This is a genomic window from Paludibaculum fermentans, from assembly GCF_051172195.1.
Classification (GTDB): domain Bacteria; phylum Acidobacteriota; class Terriglobia; order Bryobacterales; family Bryobacteraceae; genus Paludibaculum; species Paludibaculum fermentans_A.
In genome coordinates, this window is the sequence record NZ_JBPJAQ010000001.1 from 576,256 (window position 1) to 592,331 (window position 16,076).

Below are 16,076 nucleotides of genomic sequence, written 5' to 3' on the forward strand. Positions count from 1 at the left end.
CGCATCATAGGACTCAGATGCGCATTCTTCTCTATAGCGGCAAGGGAGGCGTCGGCAAAACGAGTGTCGCCGCCGCGACCGGGGTTCGCCTGGCGGAACTGGGGTATCGCACGTTGGTAATGAGCGTGGACCCGGCGCACTCGCTGGCCGACTCATTCGACATGGAATCGGGCCTCTTCCAGGCGAAGACTTCGGAACCCCTGGAGATCGCCCCCAACCTTTCGATCCACGAAGTCAATATCCAGAAGGAGATCAAGCGCCACTGGGCCGAAATCGCCGGCTACATTACTGGCGTTCTGCGCACCTCCGGGCTGAATGACGTTGAGGCCGAAGAGATGGCGATCTTCCCCGGCATGGAAGAGCTGAGCGCCATGATGTACGTCAACCAGTACCGGCGGGAATCGCGCTACGACGTCGTCGTACTCGACTGCGCGCCCACCGCGGAAAGCCTCCGTTTCGTGTCGATGCCCACCACGCTCGACTGGTACATGAAGCATATTTTTCCCCTGCAGCGCGGAATCCTGCGGGCAGTCCGACCGCTTGCGAACCGTGTCTCGCCGGTCGAGTTGCCACCCGATTCCTACTTCGCGAACGTGAAGGAGCTTTTCAACAAGATCGAAGGCATCGACACGCTGATGGAAGATCCCACCATTACCAGCGTCCGCCTGGTAACGAACGTCGAAAAGATGGTGATCCGCGAGACCCAGCGCGCCTTTGTCTACTTCTCACTACACGGTCTCACCGTGGATCAGGTGATCGTCAACCGCGTACTGCCCGACTCGATCACCGACGCCTATTTTCAGGAGTGGCGCGCCTCACAACAACGCTTCCTGGGAGAAGTGGAAACCTACTTCGACCCTGTGCCGGTCTCGAAGATCCCGCTGTTCCCCCACGAAGTACTCGGGCTGCCGCGCATCACCGAACTGGCGCGCGTCCTCTATGCAGACCAGTCAGACCCGGCCGCCGTCACCCGCACGGAACGTCCCTACGACTTCACCAAACACGAAGGGTATTATCTGGTCCACCTCCGCGTGCCCTTTACGGAAAAAGGAGAGGTGGGCCTGTTCAAGAAAGGCGACGAGCTCGTCGTCGAAATCGGAACCATCCGTAGGCACATCGGGCTGCCCGCCTCCATGATGGCGCTGACCCCCGTGCGCGCGAAGCTGGATGGTGGCATCCTGAGTGTCAGGATGGAGGAGCGCCCATGATCGATGACAAGACCAATCCGGCAAATTGCGGCAGTTGCTTCTGCGGCGGCGCCGGGCCAGCCATGAGTGAGTTCCTGCGCAAGATCGGCCCGCCCGAAGGCGCAAAACAACACTTTGACACAGCGCGTATCGAGTTCCTGAAAGGCATCCGCGCACTGATCGACGCTCGCATCGAGAACCTCTCCCATCCCGAAACCAAAGGTACGAAGGTCCCGGTCGAGTAGTTTATATGCGTCCACCCACAATCCTGGCTATCGCCAGCTACCAGAAGGGCGATGCCTTCCTCTATCGGGCCAAGGCCGAAGGCGCCCGAGTCCTGCTGCTCACCTCGCTTAGCCTCAAAGACCAATGGCCGCGCGATGCCGTCGACGAGATCTTCTACATGCCGGACGACAACAAGGTGTGGAATCGCGAGGACACGTTCAAGGCCGTCGCCTTCCTCGCCCGCACTGAGCACCTCGACCGCATCGTCCCCCTCGACGACTTCGACCTCGAGCTGGCCGCTTCCCTGCGCGAACACCTCCGCATCCCCGGCATGGGCGAAACCACGGTGCGCCGCTTCCGCGACAAACTCGCCATGCGCATGTGCGCCAACGAAGCCGCCATCGCCGTGCCGGAGTTCGTTCACATCCTGAACCACGAGCGCATCCGCCGCTTCGTCGAACGCACCCCCGCCCCCTGGGTTCTCAAGCCGCGCAGCTTCGCCGGATCCATCGGCATCCGCAAAGTGGAAACGGCGGACGAACTCTGGACGCTCATCCATGAGCTTGGAGACAACGCACCAAACTACCTGCTGGAGCGCTATGTACCCGGCGATATATTCCATGTCGACTCCATCGTGAACGACAGGGAGATCCTGTTCGCCGTTGCCAGCGGCTACGGACGCCCGCCCCTCGACGTCGCCCAGGGCGGTGGTATCTTCACGACCCGACTGCTGGAACGCGGCAGCGAACAGGAGAAGGAACTGCTGGAGCTCAACCAGCACCTGCTCAAATCCCTTGGCCTGGTCCGCGGCGTCTCCCATACGGAGTACATCATCGGCAAGCTCGACGGCAAAGTGTACTTCCTGGAAACCGCTGCCCGGGTTGGCGGAGCCCACATCGCCGAGTTGGTCGAAGCGGCCACCGGCATCAACCTCTGGGCAGAATGGGCCCGGATAGAAGTGGCCGGCGGCAAGAGCGAGTACAGTGTGCCCGCGGCACGCAGCGATTATGCCGGCCTGATTGTCTCACTCGCCAGGCAGGAGCATCCAGACACCTCGGCTTATCAATATCCCGAGATCGCCTGGCGCATGGATAAGAAGCATCATGTTGGCTTCATCGTGAAGGATGAATCGCACACAAACGTGCAAAAGCTGCTCAGCGAGATGCAGGACCGCGTCCAGCAGGATTTCTGGGCGTATGCCCCGGCCAAGTCGACGCCTACGGAATGACCGGGTCGGAGACAATCGGGCCTGCTGCTCCGGTGGCGGGCTCGTCATCCTTGGTGTATGCTTCTGAGTGAATCGTACTCAGGAGGTCCTGTATGCCCGGTTGGAATCGCCGCGATGCCCTTTACCTGTTAAGTGCTGCAGCCTTGCCCGTGCCCGTGTGGGCCGAGGAGCCCTGGGCTGCAAAGAAACCCGCGGAGTGGAGTGAGAAAGAGCTACAGCACATCCTCACCGATTCCCCCTGGGCCAAGCCGGTTTCGGTCACGGTTGGATCGAGCATCCCTTCCGCCGGAGGCGGAGGAAGAGGCCGTGGTGGCCGTGGTGGAGGAGGCGGCGTCTCCATGCCCTCAGCGGATGCGGGCGGCGCCATGGAATCCGGCGCCGGCGGCGGAGGCCGTGGCGTGACGAACGACGGGCCGGCGGCCGCGCCCAGCATCATCTACACCGTCCGATGGATGAGCGCCCTGCCCATGAAGCTGGCCTTCGTCTATTCGAAAATGGGGGCCGAGGCCTCTACCTCGCCGCAGGCGAAAGCGTTCGTTGAGAAGGATGACCAGTTCTACATCGTCAACGTTTCCGGCCCGCCCAGAAGAGGTGAGGCGCCCGCGGAACGCCCGCGGAAACTCACCCCCAAAGTGGAAGCAGAGATTAAGGAAGCCACCACCCTCAGCTGGAAGGGACATGACAAGCTGCAGCCGCTGGTGGTCCAGGTCTCGCAGACGAATTCGTTTGCCTTCAGTTTCAGCTTTCCGCGCACGCACATCATTGAACTCGAAGACAAGGAAGTGGAGTTCTCAACGAAGCTCGGTGAGTTGTCCATCAGACGCAAGTTCAAGCTGAAGGACATGATGTACGAAGGCAAGCTCGCGCTTTAGTCCGGCCACGAGTCATGCCAGCGCAACCGGACAGAGGAATAGACGCCGATCCCCCAAGGGCATCCACCGTCCTTTTCATCCTCGGCTCGGCCCTGATGCTGGTCAGCTTCTTTCTACCAGCGGTACGCGTCTCAGGTTCGGAATTACGGGGCTGGGTTTGCGCCCAGGTTACCCTGTTCAGCATAGTCGAACCGGCCGAAATGGATCCCCTGGCGTTCGGAAGCGGGCTCCTGAATGTATTCGTCCTGCTCTACTTCGGCGCCCGTCTCACCGGGTCGGCACTCCGAGCCCGCCGCTGCCTGCTATACCCCGTCGCCATTTGCCTGGTGATCACATGGGTCTTCTTCAGAAACGAGAAGATGCAGCCCCTGATCGGCCACTACCTCTGGGCCGCTGGGGCGCTCCTCATCACAGGCTGGGAAGGAGTGGACGCCACCAGAGCGATCTTCAGGCGGCGTTGAGCCCCTCGCACGAACCTGCGACACTGCCTTCATGTTCACTCACTGGCGCTGGGCCGCTCTACTCGTGTGCTGTACCGTCTTCGCCGGAGACACCAACTGGCCCGTGTACGGAGGCGATGAAGGAGGATCGAAATATTCTCCGCTCAAGCAGATCCATCGCCGCAACGTCACCTCCCTCAAAGTTGCCTGGACCTTCTCCACCGGCGAGCCCCTCACGCCGCCCGGCCAGGGCAGAGCGCCCGCCTTCGAGGCCACACCCATCGTGATCGACGGCGTCATGTATATCGGCACGCCCTACGGCCACGTCTTTGCCCTCGACGCTGCCACTGGTAAGCAGAAATGGTCCTACGACGCGAAGATCATCCCAGGCAACTATGGCGACTTCGCCAACCGCGGCGTCACGTTCTGGGCCGACCCCAATGCCAAAGCCGGAGCCCCGTGCCGCCACCGTATCTTCCTCTCCAGCATCGACGCCCGGCTCACCGCACTCGATGCCGCCACGGGCACACCCTGCGCCAACTTCGGCGACCAAGGCCAGATCAATCTGGAGACCGGCCTCAAACGCGGTCCCGAATACAAAGGCGAATTTGAAGAGACCTCTCCGCCCGCGGTCATCAACGGCCTTGTGATTGTGGGCTCCGCTATCGCCGACAACCACCGCGCCCGCAGCGTTTCCGGGGAAGTCCGCGCCTTCGATGCCCGCACCGGCGCATTGAAGTGGACCTGGCATCCCATCGACACCGCCAATACGGGCGCGGCGAACACCTGGTCGATCATTTCCACTGACCCCAAGCGCAACCTCGTATTCCTCCCCACCGGCAGTTCCAGTCCCGACTACTACGGCGGCCTCCGCCCCGGCGACAATCGCGATGCAAACTCCGTCGTCGCACTCAATGCGACCACGGGCGAGCGTGTCTGGGGCTTCCAGACCGTCCACCACGACATATGGGATTATGATGTCGCCAACCAGCCCACGCTCTTCACATTCCAGCGACGCGGCCAGAGCATCCCCGCCGTCGCCTTCGGTTCCAAGACCGGCCACCTTTTCCTGCTCGACCGTACCACCGGAGCGCCGCTGTTTGACGTCGAGGAGCGTAAGGTTCCTGCCAGTGACGTGCCCGGCGAACAGGCGTCGCCTACCCAGCCAGTGCCTTTGATGCCCAAACCGTGGACGCGCCAAAGCCTCCAGGCCGACGAAGCCTTCGGCCTGAACGATAGCGACAAAACCTGGTGCCGTGACCAGATCGCCGCCCTGCGCAACGAGGGCATCTTCACGCCCCCCAGCCTGCAAGGCTCGCTCATCATCCCCGGCAATGTAGGCGGCATGCAGTGGGGCGGACTCGCTTGGGATCGCGATCACAACACCCTCATCGTCCCAGTCAACAACCTCGCCGCCGTCATCAAGCTCATTCCCGTCGCCGACTTCAAACAGGCGCGCAGCACTAACCGCATCGGAGCCGAGATCACTGAGCAGAAAGGCGCTCCCTATGCCATGTCCCGCATCCTGCTTCGCGCCCCCAGCGGCGTTCCCTGCACGCCTCCGCCATGGGGTACCCTTGCAGCCATCGACGCGTCTACTGGAGCCCTGAAGTGGCAGGTGCCCGTCGGCGCCTTCCCGGGTATGCCCGATGCCGTCGCCGCCAAGTTCGGCTCGATTCTCCTCGGCGGGCCCATCGCGACGGCTGGAGGTCTCGTCTTCCTGGGAGCCACCCTCGATCCCTTCCTCAAGGCCTACGACATCGAGACCGGTAAGGAACTCTGGCGCGGCCAACTCCCGGCCAGTTCCCGAGCCGTGCCCATGACCTACCAGACTGGCGGGAAACAATTCGTCGCTGTCGCCGCGGGCGGCCATGAATCCAACCTCGGAAAGCTCGACAACACGCTTGTCGTTTTCAGCCTGCCGTAACGAAATCAAGGCTGCTCCGTCCACTCAGATCATCAGGAGGTAGCCGTGGGCGGTCTTTTGCAGGACCTTCGCTACGCGTTGCGCATGCTGGGTCGCGCTCCCGGCTTTACCGCCGTCGTCGTACTCACCCTCGCCCTCAGCATCGGTGCCAATACAGCGATCTTCAGCGTCGTTCATGCCACCCTCCTCAAGCCCCTCCCTTTCCACAACCCCGCAAGTCTTGTGGCGGTGTGGGATACCTACCTGCCGCAGTACCCCCAGTTGGGCATCTCTCCACTGGAACTGGAGGGGCTTCAGGGCGAAGCCAGACTCTTCGCCCAATCCGCCTGGTATCGACACGTGCCCAAGGATCTCCAACTTATGCCGCCCGGCGGTGAAGCCACCGAGGTCCACGCTGCATTCATCTCTGAGAATCTGCTGGCTACTCTCGGAGTCACACCCGCACTAGGCCGCGGCTTCGCCACGAACGAACCGGTCAGTTCCCTCCTCCTCAGCCACCGCCTCTGGCAGACCCAATTCAGCTCGGATCTTAAAGTGATCGGCCGTGGAGTCCGTCTCAACGAGCAGGACTACACCGTGGTGGGCGTCATGCCTGCCGCCTACCAGTTCCCTGACTGGGCGGATCTCTGGCTGCCCAAGGGCCCACTGCTTGCTGACGAGCTCACCAACCCCGTCCGCCATTCCCTGGGCTTCATCGGCCGCCTGCAGCCGGGCGTCACGACGGCACAGGTCGATCAACGCTTCACCGCCCTCTGCCGGCGCCTTACTGCTGAACATCCCACCACCAGCCGCGGCTTCGGCTCTCTCGTCAGTGGCCTGCAGGACGACCTCACGGCCAAACAGTGCCCCGTCCTGCTGCTTCTACTCGGCGCAGTTGCCCTGGTCCTCCTGATCGCCTGCGCGAACGTGGCCAGCCTGTTACTCGCAAGAGCCAGCCGCCGCACGCAGGAGATGTCTGTCCGGGCCGCCCTGGGCGCGGGCGCCTGGCGCATGATCCGTCAAATGCTCACCGAAAGCCTCCTCCTCGCCTTCGCAGGTGGAGCCGCAGGGTTCCTCATGGCCGCCTGGGCCATCGCCCTCTTCGCGCCGGAATCCACTCAGCTCAACGCGCCCGTCATCGCCTTCTCCGTCGCGGCCACGCTCTTCACTGGAGTCATCTTCGGACTCGCGCCCGCGCTGCATGCCGCCCGCACGGACCTCAACGCCACGATCCGTCCCGGCCCTTCCAAAGCAAGCCGCACCGCCACTACCCACAGCTCTCTCGTCGTCGTCGAATTCGCCCTCGCGCTGGTCCTGGTCGCCGGCTCCGGCATTCTCGTGAAGTCGTTCCTGCGGCTCATGCACGTCGATCCCGGTTTCCGCACGCAAGGCCTGCTCACCATGCGTGTCTCCATTCCGTCGTCGCGCAAGCCCGCGGAGTTCTACCACCGCATACAGGAGAAACTCCAGTCCGAGACCGGCATCCAGGCTGTAGCTGCCGCCAACACGCTGCCTCTCGTCGCCAATCGCGCTTTCTCCATACGCTTCAACGTACCTGGCAGCCCCCTCATCCACCCCGACAGCCTGCCCTCCGCGGAACTGCGCATCGTCAGTCCCGGCTACCTCCAGACCCTTGGCATCCCTCTCAAGGCAGGCCGCGAATTCACTGAGCGTGACGTGAACGACTCCGTGGTGATCATCAACGAGACCACGGCCAGGCGCTTCTGGCCGGGAGATGATCCCGTTGGCCGGAAGTTCGTTACCGGGCCCTGGGGCCCCAAACCCAGCTACTCGACGATCATCGGGGTCGCCGGCGATGTCCGCCAGTTCGGGCTGGACTCGGAACCCACTAACGACTTCTATTTCCCCAGCCTGGCGGCGAACTTCCTGATCATCCGAACCACCATCAACCCCGACAAACTTGCGAACACTGCCCGTCAGGCGATCCACTCCATCGACCCCGCTATTCCCATCTCCGACGTGCTCTCCATGCCGCAGATCGTCCAGGACACTTCGAGCACCCGCCGCACCACAATGGGGCTGCTCACGGCATTCGCAAGCCTGGCGCTTCTTCTGGCGCTGATCGGGATCTACGGCGTGATTTCTTGGTCGGTGACACAGCGTACCCGCGAGATCGGGATCAGAATGGCCTTGGGAGCCGGCACCCGCACGGTCCAGCGCATGATTCTTCGCCGGGCCCTGCTGCTATGTGTCGCCGGCCTGCTGCTGGGCCTGGTTGCGGCCGCGACCCTCCGCCCAGTAATCAGAGCCATGGTGTTCGAGGTAAATCCGGGTGATCCGTTCCTGTATGCAGGAACATCAGCAGCGATGCTGGTCGTAGCCATGGCTGCCTGCTACTTCCCTGCCCGCCGGGCTAGCAGGGTCGATCCGCAAATCGCGCTCCGCTGGGAATAGCCTCAAGTACCGGCGTCAAGGACCCGGCCATCCAGTAAGTCGACTCGTCCTGACTAGACCCCCTGGATCTTGAGGCTTTCGTCGCCTATAATCAACCCACCTAAGGTAAGGAGGCAGGCAAAGGATGCATGCCAGCCCTGTTGCCCCGTCCATGTCGGCGGAGCGGTCCGGTCCGTTGCCCAGTAAGCAGCGAGTGGTGAACGACTTCAGTATTCAGGTCGGCACCGTGAACGGCTCGGGCAGCCAAACCGCCAATAATGTGTTGATGCGTTCCATCTTCCAGATGGGCGTGCCCGTTTCGGGCAAGAACCTCTTCCCTTCCAATATCGCCGGGTTGCCCACGTGGTTTACGATCCGCGCCAGTAAACAGGGGTATATCGGGCGTAAGAAGGAGATCGACTTCCTGGTCGCGATGAATCCGGAGACGGCTCGCGAGGACGTCATGAACCTGGCTCCAGGGACGGCGGCGGTGTACGACGCCCCACTGAATCTGAACGAGTTGCGGGATGACATCCACTTCTATCCGGTGCCATTCGACAAGCTGGTGGCTCCGGTGTGTCCGGAGGCCAAGCTGCGGAAGCTGGTGCGGAACATGATCTATGACGGCGTGGTGGCGCACCTGCTGGGCATCGATCTGGAGGAGATGAGGAAGGCGCTGTACAAGCAGTTCGGAGAAAAGAAGAAGAAGGCGGCGGAACTCAACTGGGGCGCGGTGCTGGCCGGGCGCGACTACGCGGAGAAGAACCTGGTCAAGACCGATCCCTACTGGGTGGAGCCGATGGATAAGACGGCGGGCAAGCTCATTCTCGACGGCAATACGGCCGCCGCGCTGGGCTGCCTGTTCGCCGGCGTGACGGTGCTGACGTGGTATCCGATTACGCCGTCGTCAGCTCTGGCCGAGGCCCTGATCAGCTACCTGGGCCGGTTCCGGCACGATGAAGAGACGAAGAAGGCCACGTATGCAGTGGTGCAGGCGGAGGACGAACTGGCCTCCATCGGCATGGCAATTGGCGCGGGCTGGGCGGGTGCGCGGTCAATGACATGCACGTCGGGTCCGGGCATTTCGCTGATGTCGGAGTTCATCGGGCTGGCCTACTTCGCGGAGATCCCAGTGGTGGTGGTGGATGTGCAGCGGGTGGGACCTTCGACGGGCCTGCCTACGCGCACGATGCAAGGTGACATTGTGAGCAATGCGCTGCTGTCGCATGGGGACACGCATCATCCGGTGCTGTTCCCGTCGTCGCCGGAAGAGTGTTTCACGATGGCGCAGGAGGCGTTCGACCTGGCGGAGCAGTTCCAGACTCCGGTGTTCATGAACATGGACCTGGACCTGGGTATGAACAACTGGATGTCGGAAGCCTTCCCGTATCCGGAGAAGCCGCTGGTGCGCGGCAAGGTGCTGGACGCGGAGGCGCTGCGCAAGCTGGGCGGTTTTGCGCGGTACAAAGACGTGGATGGGGATGCGATTCCATACCGCACGCTGCCGGGCACGGATCATCCGGGGGCGGCATACTTCACGCGTGGGACGGGCCACAACGAGAAGGCGGGATATAGCGAACGCGAGGACGACTGGATCCACAACATGGACCGGCTGAACCGCAAGTTCGAGAATATGCGAACGCAGGCGCCGGCTCCGGACGTGCACTATATGGAAGGCGCGCGGGTGGGCCTGGTGTGCTGCGGGACGTCGCGGTATGCGGTACGCGAGAGCCGGGATCAGTTGTCGAGGGAACGCGGGCTGAATCCAAGCTGGCTGAGGCTGCGCTCGTATCCGTTCAGCAAGGAGCTAGAGGAGTTCATCGACCGGCACGACCGGGTGTACGTGGTGGACCAGAACCGGGACGGGCAACTGTTGATGCTGATGCGACTGGAGATGACTCCGGAGCGCATTGGAAAACTGCGGAGCGTGCGGTATTACGGCGGGCTGCCGCTGGACGCGCGCACGGTGACGGATGAGATCGTCCGGCAGGAGGGTCTATGAGCACGGCTCCGGCAGCCCCGAAGAAGACGAATCGGATCGGGCTGGAGGTTCTGCCGTACCGCGGCGGCAAGACGACGCTGTGCGCAGGCTGCGGGCACAACTCGATTACGGAACGGCTGATTGAAGCGTATTACGAGATGGGCGTGGAGCCCTGGCGAGTGGCGAAGATGTCGGGGATCGGGTGTTCGTCGAAGACCCCGGCCTATTTCCTGAGCCAGTCGCACGGATTCAATGCGGTGCACGGACGGGCCCCGGCGGTGGCGACAGGCGCGCTGCTGGGCAATCACACGCTGCAGTGCGTGGTGATCAGCGGGGATGGAGATACAGCGTCGATTGGCATCGGGCAGTTCATGCACATGCTGCGGCGCAATGTACCGTTGACGTACATCATCGAAAACAACGGCGTGTACGGGTTGACGAAGGGGCAGTTCTCGGCGACAGCGGATGTGGGCTCGAAGTTAAAGACGGGGACCGTGAACGAGATGCACCCGATCGACTGCTGCCTGATGGGGATTGAGCTGGGGGCGACGCTGGTGGCGCGGTCGTTCTCGGGCGATAAACGGCAGTTGAGCGCGATTCTGAAGGCGGCGATCGCACACAACGGGCTGTCGGTGATCGATGTGATCTCGCCCTGCGTGACGTTCAACGATCATGTGGGATCGACGAAGTCGTATGCCTGGATGAAGGATCACGAGGAACCGCTGCACGAGTTGGATTTCGTGCCGGGTTTCGCAGAGATCGAGGTGGAATTGGAGGAAGGCGAGTCGCGCGTGGTGGAGTTGCACGACGGCTCGCGGGTGGTGTTGCACAAACTTGAGCACGACTATGACCCGACGGACCGCTTCCACGCCGTGGAGGTACTGCATGAGGCCACGCGGCGGCAGGAGGTACTGACGGGCATCCTCTACCTTGACAACAAGCGCGCCAACTTCACCGAGACGCTGGACATGGTGGATGTGCCGCTGGCGACACTGCCAGTGGAGCGGGTGCGACCGACGAGACAAGTGCTGGAACAGATCATCGAGGAGTTTCGATAGCCATGAAGCCAACCGCGAAAATCGGATCCCTGCTGGGAGCCAAGGGCTCCGCCATCTGGGCGGTGGAGCCGAAAGCCACTGTATACGACGCCATCGCAATGATGGCTGATAGAGGCGTGGGCGCGCTGCTGGTGATGCACGAAGGGCGCCTGGCCGGAATCGTTAGCGAGCGCGACTACACGCGCAAGGTGATCCTCAAAGGGCGTTCCTCCAAAGAGGAACTGGTTGAGGAGATCATGACGGCCAATGTCACGACGGCGACGCCGGAGCATACGGTGGAAGGGGCCATGCGGCTGATGACGGAGAGGCGGATCCGGCACTTGCCTATCCTCGAAGGCGAGAGAGTCGTGGGCGTTGTCTCCATTGGAGATCTGGTGAAGTGGACGATCTCCGCGCAGGAGGAAACAATCGCGCACCTGACGAATTACATCTCGGGAGGGTATGGAGTGGCCTCCTAGGGGATCGCGCTGCTGGGTGACGTTCACGCCTTGTCCACACTTTGGGCGCCTTTGAGGGTTGCGGCAGTTTGCATCTTGGGACAGGGGATGAACGTCCCACCCCGCGCTAGCGCTTTTGGCAGGCGGGGCAGAAGTGAGTGCCCCGCTGGCCTACCACGATGCGGTGGATGGGTTTGCCGCACTGGAGGCAGGGCTCGCCTTCGCGGTCGTAGACGCGGTGGAAGCGCTGAAAGCTCCCGGCGCGGCCCTCCGCGTCGACATAGTCAGAGATGGACGAACCTCCGGCCGCGATCGCCTCGCTCAGCACCTCAAGGATCGAGGTGTGGAGGCGTTGCGCTCGCCTGGCCGAAATGGTGGACGATTGGGCGAGAGGGTGGATCCCTGCACGATGGAGTGCCTCGTCCACATAGATATTGCCTAACCCGCCGATGAACTGCTGATTGAGGAGGAGTGGCTTGATGTGTGCCCGACGAGCCCTGAGGCGCTGGGCGAACGCGGCGGGCGGGCATTCGAAGGGGTCCGGACCAAGGCTCGAAACGTTGGCGGGGAGTTCAGGCGACCAGAGGAAGCGGCCGAACTGGCGGACATCGTCGAAGATGAGGGTGCCGGGGTCGAGGGTGAGGATTGCTCGGGTGAAGGGGCCGGGAACAGCATCGAAGAGCAGCTTGCCGGTCATGCGGAGGTGGACGGAGAGCACGCCTTGGTCGAGGTCGAAAACGAGGAATTTGGCGGCGCGGCGGAGATCCACGATGGTGCGGCCAGTGAGGCTGGCGGCCATGGCTTCGGGTTGGTGGCCGGCCGCATGGGGCGAGAGGTAGCGGGCCTCGAGGATGCGGCGTCCAGCGACGCGCGGACGGAGCGTCCTAACGATAGTCTCGACTTCGGGGAGCTCAGGCATCGACGAAGACGTCGTCTCCCAGGATGACGACTGGGAAGCGGGTGAGGGTGATATCAGAGTTGTAGTCGAGGCAGCCTTTGTCGCAGCGGAACTCCCAGGCGTGCCACGGGCAGACGATGCGGCCGTCGACGAAGTTGCCCTGCCAAAGGGGTCCGTTGCGATGGGGGCAGAGGCCGTCAAAGGCGTGCACGGTGCCCTGATCGTTGCAGATCACGAGATCTTTGCCGTCAATGGTGGCCGGGATCATGCTGCCCGGCGGGAGGGACGTGAGCGTTGTTACGCGAACCAAAGCCATTCCTCTTTATGGTGGCACGAGGGACGGCGGAAAGTGGGTTCGAGGCGCGGCTAGAGTGCCTTCACCACATTGACGACGAACTCGGCGCAGTAATGGCCGGCGATTTTCTCGAAGGCGGGATGTTCCCATTCGGTGTCGGAGATGATGCGGATGGCCAGGAGAGGCACTCCCATTGCTAGAGCGGCTCCAGCTGAATAGGCGCTCTCCATGTCCTCGGAGTCGGTGCCGTAGGTTCTGTGAAGCCAGTCGATGTGATCGATCTGGCGGTTGAACTGGTAGGCCGAGCCGATATTGCCGCGGACGACGCGGCCGCGCGGATTTTGGACCTTCTCCGCCACGGACAGGAGGCGGGGATCGCCAGTGAAGGAGGGGAAAGCAACAGGGTCCCGGCCATTGGCACGGATGCGATGCGGGACGGGCTTCCAATTGGCGGGGCTCTGGCCTTGGCCGGGGTCGCCGTGCAGGGCGCTGAAGGCGGCGTAGTCGGTCGTCTTCTCGCCAAGCACAATATCCCAGAGTTTGAGGCTGCGGTTGTGGCCGCCGGCTGTTCCCTGGTTGATGATGGCGCGGGGCTGGAACTCGCGGATCCCGAGGGAAGTGACAGCCGCGGCATTGATGGGACCCATGTCGGTCCGTGAGATGACGATGTTCTGCCGGCCGATGCGGCCTGTCCAGAAAGTCCAGGCGTGGAGCCGCACTTCTTTGCGGCCGGACAGGGCCTCCAACAAGGGCCCGAGTTCGCTATCGAGGGCACCTTGGATCAGGAGGTCCGGCGCGGCTTTCGCTGAGGCAGCGGCGCCACCGGCCAGAGCCGCCAGCATTGTACGGCGAGTGACTGTCATGGTTATCCCTTTCCGAGATAAAAGAACCGCAGCAGAAACAGAGCCGTCAGGACGTAGACGAGCCAGTTGACCTTGCGCCACTCGCCGGCGATGACGCGCAGCAGAGTATGCGAGGTGAAGCCGAAGGCGAGACCGTTGGCGATGCTGAACGTGAGGGGAATGGCGGCCAGCGTGAGGAAGGCGGGGATGGCCACGACGGGTTTGTTCCACTCGATGTCTTCGGTATGGGTGAGCATGAGGGCGCCGACGATGATGAGCGCGGGGGCGGTGGCCTGGGCCGGGATGACGCCGAAGAGCGGGGCGATAAAAAGGGCGACGAGAAAGAGCAGTCCGCAGACGACGGCGGTGATGCCGCTGCGGCCGCCGGCGACCACTCCGGCCGCGCTCTCGATGTAGCTGACGACGGTGGAGGTGCCGCAGAGGGCTCCGGCGGTGGAGGCGATGGCGTCGGCGGTCAGGATGCGGTTGACGCGGGGGATGTGGCCGTCCCGGTCAAACAGGCCGGCGCGCGTGCCGACAGCGACGAGGGTACCGATATTGTCGAAGAGGTCGACGAACAGGAAGACAAAGACGATTTCGAGCAGGCCGAGCTTCATGGTGCCGGCGAGATCGAGCTGGAAAAAAGTCGCGGAGAGATCCGCGGGGGAGTAAGCCTGCGGGTTCCAGCGGACCAGGCCGGTGACGGCGCCCAGCAGGGTGGTGGCCAGGATCCCGATGAGCATGGCGGCGCGGACGCCCCAGGTCATGAGACCGGCGATGAGAATGAGGCCGAAGAGGGCGACGAGGGTGCCGGGATCGCGGAGGTTGCCGAGGCTGACAAGGGTGGCAGGATCGGCTTTGATGATGCCGGCATTGCGGAAGCCGATGAAGGCGATGAAGAGGCCGATGCCGACGGCGACGGCGGCGTAGAGTTCGCGCGGGATGGATTCGAGGATCAACTGCCGGATGCCCAGCGCGGTGAGGAGCAGGAAAATGATGCCGGAGAGGAAGACGGCGCCGAGGGCGACCTGCCAGGGGACGTGCATGCCGAGGCAGACGGTGTAAGTGAAATAGGCATTGAGGCCCATGCCGGGGGCGAGGGCGATGGGATAGCGGGCGACGATGCCCATAAGCAGGCAGCCGATGGCGGCGGCGAGGCAGGTGGCCGCGGTGACAGCGGTGGCTGGCATGCCGGTCTCGTGCAGGATGGAGGGGTTGACGAAGATGATGTAGGCCATGGTGACGAAGGTCGTCACACCGGCCAGGATCTCGGTTCGCCAGTTGGTGCCGAGTTCCTGAAATTGGAAGTAGTGTTCCAGGCGGGCCCGCATCGAGTAAACAGGATACCAATGTCGGGTGGGCAGGGATCAGTCGGGTAGGACGACGTAGGCACGCACAGGGAACGTGGCCCCGCCCTTCCACGCGATGGGCACGGCATGGAGGCGGCCCGAGTTGGCTGTGAGCGCTTCCAGATTGGTCATGTGTTCACAGATGGGGATGGCGTTGCCGAGCAGGACAGTGTGCGCAGGACGCCGCAGGTCACCCATGTCATCGATATTGACGGAATCGATGCCGACAAAGACGGCCCCGGCTTCGACAAGGTAGAGGCAGGCGTCTTCATTGAGAAAGGGATTAGGTTGGAAGTACTCTTCCTTATTCCAGTGCTGGTCCCAACCGGTATGGACGAGGACGGCTTTGCCGCGCAGGTCGAGACCCTGGAAGAGGTGCGGGCCAATGCCGCGCCCGAGGTTCTGGCGCGCGTCAACCTTGACGATTTCCAGGTCGGCGAGGCGGTCGAGAGGGAGCTCTGAGAGGTCTGGCGCGTCGGGGAAGCGGTGGTAGGGCGAATCGACGTAGGTGCCGGTGTTGCCGCAGAGATGAAGCGACGCGATGAGGAACTCCGACTGGTTCTTGTACTTGCGGCGAGAGCCGGCGTGATCGAAGAGGAGCACGGCCTGTGGACCGGGCAAGCCGGGAAAGGTCTTCATCCCCTCGATGATGGGATGGCTGAGTTCTATGAATCGGGGCATGAGCCGGTTAGGTCTTCAATTTTTGCAATTCTTCATCCAGGAAGGCCAGCTCACGCTCCAATTGCATGCGGAACCGTGTGTTGCAGGCGGTCAGCATCTCCTGCTGAATCCGGGTGCGGCTCAGTTGCAGTTGGTTGTACCGAGCCTGCTGCTTACGCTCTTCTTCTGTCATAGATGGTGTGTCAGCCTGGCCGGAGCGCCTCTTGCCAGCGTCCTCCATCTGGGATTCAATCGATTTACTCTCCCAGCCTCGAGCCATGCCTCATTGTAGGACCGTTAAAGC

At 62.7% G+C, this 16,076-nt stretch carries 16 protein-coding genes; 10 read left to right on the forward strand and 6 right to left on the reverse strand.

The window, feature by feature from the left end:
* Positions 1–17 precede the first annotated feature (17 nt).
* From ACR9Y2_RS02375 to ACR9Y2_RS02420, 10 genes are all read left to right on the forward strand, one after another.
* Positions 18–1,208: an ArsA family ATPase gene (locus ACR9Y2_RS02375; protein ID WP_435039421.1), complete on the forward strand. Its 1,191-nt coding sequence runs from the start codon at positions 18–20 to the stop codon at positions 1,206–1,208.
* On the forward strand, positions 1,205–1,432 hold the full coding sequence (locus ACR9Y2_RS02380; RefSeq protein ID WP_435039422.1) for a hypothetical protein: 228 nt from the start codon (positions 1,205–1,207) through the stop codon (positions 1,430–1,432). The genes ACR9Y2_RS02375 and ACR9Y2_RS02380 overlap by 4 nt, the downstream gene beginning before the upstream one ends.
* A gap of 5 nt (positions 1,433–1,437) precedes the next feature.
* A complete protein-coding gene (locus ACR9Y2_RS02385) occupies positions 1,438–2,640 on the forward strand; it encodes an ATP-grasp domain-containing protein (protein ID WP_435039423.1) in 1,203 nt (400 codons plus the stop codon).
* Positions 2,641–2,732: 92 nt separating this feature from the next.
* Complete coding sequence (locus tag ACR9Y2_RS02390; RefSeq protein WP_435039424.1) at positions 2,733–3,512, forward strand: hypothetical protein; 780 nt, start codon at positions 2,733–2,735, stop codon at positions 3,510–3,512.
* A 14-nt stretch (positions 3,513–3,526) separates the two neighbouring features.
* Entirely contained in the window at positions 3,527–3,973 is a 447-nt protein-coding gene (locus ACR9Y2_RS02395) for a hypothetical protein (RefSeq protein WP_435039425.1), read from the forward strand.
* A gap of 31 nt (positions 3,974–4,004) precedes the next feature.
* On the forward strand, positions 4,005–5,879 hold the full coding sequence (locus ACR9Y2_RS02400; protein WP_435039426.1) for a pyrroloquinoline quinone-dependent dehydrogenase: 1,875 nt from the start codon (positions 4,005–4,007) through the stop codon (positions 5,877–5,879).
* 45 nt (positions 5,880–5,924) lie between these two features.
* Positions 5,925–8,273, forward strand: a complete 2,349-nt coding sequence (locus tag ACR9Y2_RS02405; RefSeq protein WP_435039427.1) for an ABC transporter permease — start codon at positions 5,925–5,927, stop codon at positions 8,271–8,273.
* 124 nt (positions 8,274–8,397) lie between these two features.
* A complete protein-coding gene (locus ACR9Y2_RS02410) occupies positions 8,398–10,254 on the forward strand; it encodes a 2-oxoacid:acceptor oxidoreductase subunit alpha (RefSeq protein WP_435039428.1) in 1,857 nt (618 codons plus the stop codon).
* Positions 10,251–11,291, forward strand: coding sequence for a 2-oxoacid:ferredoxin oxidoreductase subunit beta (locus tag ACR9Y2_RS02415; RefSeq protein WP_435039429.1), 1,041 nt, complete (start codon positions 10,251–10,253; stop codon positions 11,289–11,291). The genes ACR9Y2_RS02410 and ACR9Y2_RS02415 overlap by 4 nt, the downstream gene beginning before the upstream one ends.
* A 2-nt stretch (positions 11,292–11,293) precedes the next feature.
* On the forward strand, positions 11,294–11,749 hold the full coding sequence (locus ACR9Y2_RS02420) for a CBS domain-containing protein (protein ID WP_435039430.1): 456 nt from the start codon (positions 11,294–11,296) through the stop codon (positions 11,747–11,749).
* Between the two features lie 106 nt (positions 11,750–11,855).
* Here the strand turns inward: ACR9Y2_RS02420 and mutM are convergent, their stop codons facing one another.
* From mutM to ACR9Y2_RS02450, 6 genes are read right to left on the reverse strand one after another with little or no spacing between them, the layout of a single operon-like run.
* Positions 11,856–12,647 carry a bifunctional DNA-formamidopyrimidine glycosylase/DNA-(apurinic or apyrimidinic site) lyase gene (gene mutM, locus ACR9Y2_RS02425; RefSeq protein ID WP_435039431.1) on the reverse strand — a complete coding sequence of 264 codons (792 nt, stop codon included), beginning with the start codon at positions 12,645–12,647 and terminating at the stop codon, positions 11,856–11,858.
* Positions 12,640–12,942 (reverse strand): Rieske (2Fe-2S) protein, encoded by a 303-nt coding sequence (locus tag ACR9Y2_RS02430; protein ID WP_435039432.1) that lies wholly within the window; start codon positions 12,940–12,942, stop codon positions 12,640–12,642. Before ACR9Y2_RS02430 ends, mutM begins: the two co-directional genes overlap by 8 nt.
* A 50-nt stretch (positions 12,943–12,992) precedes the next feature.
* A complete protein-coding gene (locus ACR9Y2_RS02435) occupies positions 12,993–13,784 on the reverse strand; it encodes a 5'-methylthioadenosine/S-adenosylhomocysteine nucleosidase (protein ID WP_435039433.1) in 792 nt (263 codons plus the stop codon).
* Positions 13,785–13,786: 2 nt separating this feature from the next.
* Positions 13,787–15,094, reverse strand: a complete 1,308-nt coding sequence (locus ACR9Y2_RS02440; RefSeq protein WP_435039434.1) for an NCS2 family permease — start codon at positions 15,092–15,094, stop codon at positions 13,787–13,789.
* Between the two features lie 36 nt (positions 15,095–15,130).
* Entirely contained in the window at positions 15,131–15,793 is a 663-nt protein-coding gene (locus tag ACR9Y2_RS02445; protein ID WP_435039435.1) for a cyclase family protein, read from the reverse strand.
* A gap of 7 nt (positions 15,794–15,800) precedes the next feature.
* Positions 15,801–16,052: a hypothetical protein gene (locus ACR9Y2_RS02450; RefSeq protein ID WP_435039437.1), complete on the reverse strand. Its 252-nt coding sequence runs from the start codon at positions 16,050–16,052 to the stop codon at positions 15,801–15,803.
* Positions 16,053–16,076 lie beyond the last annotated feature (24 nt).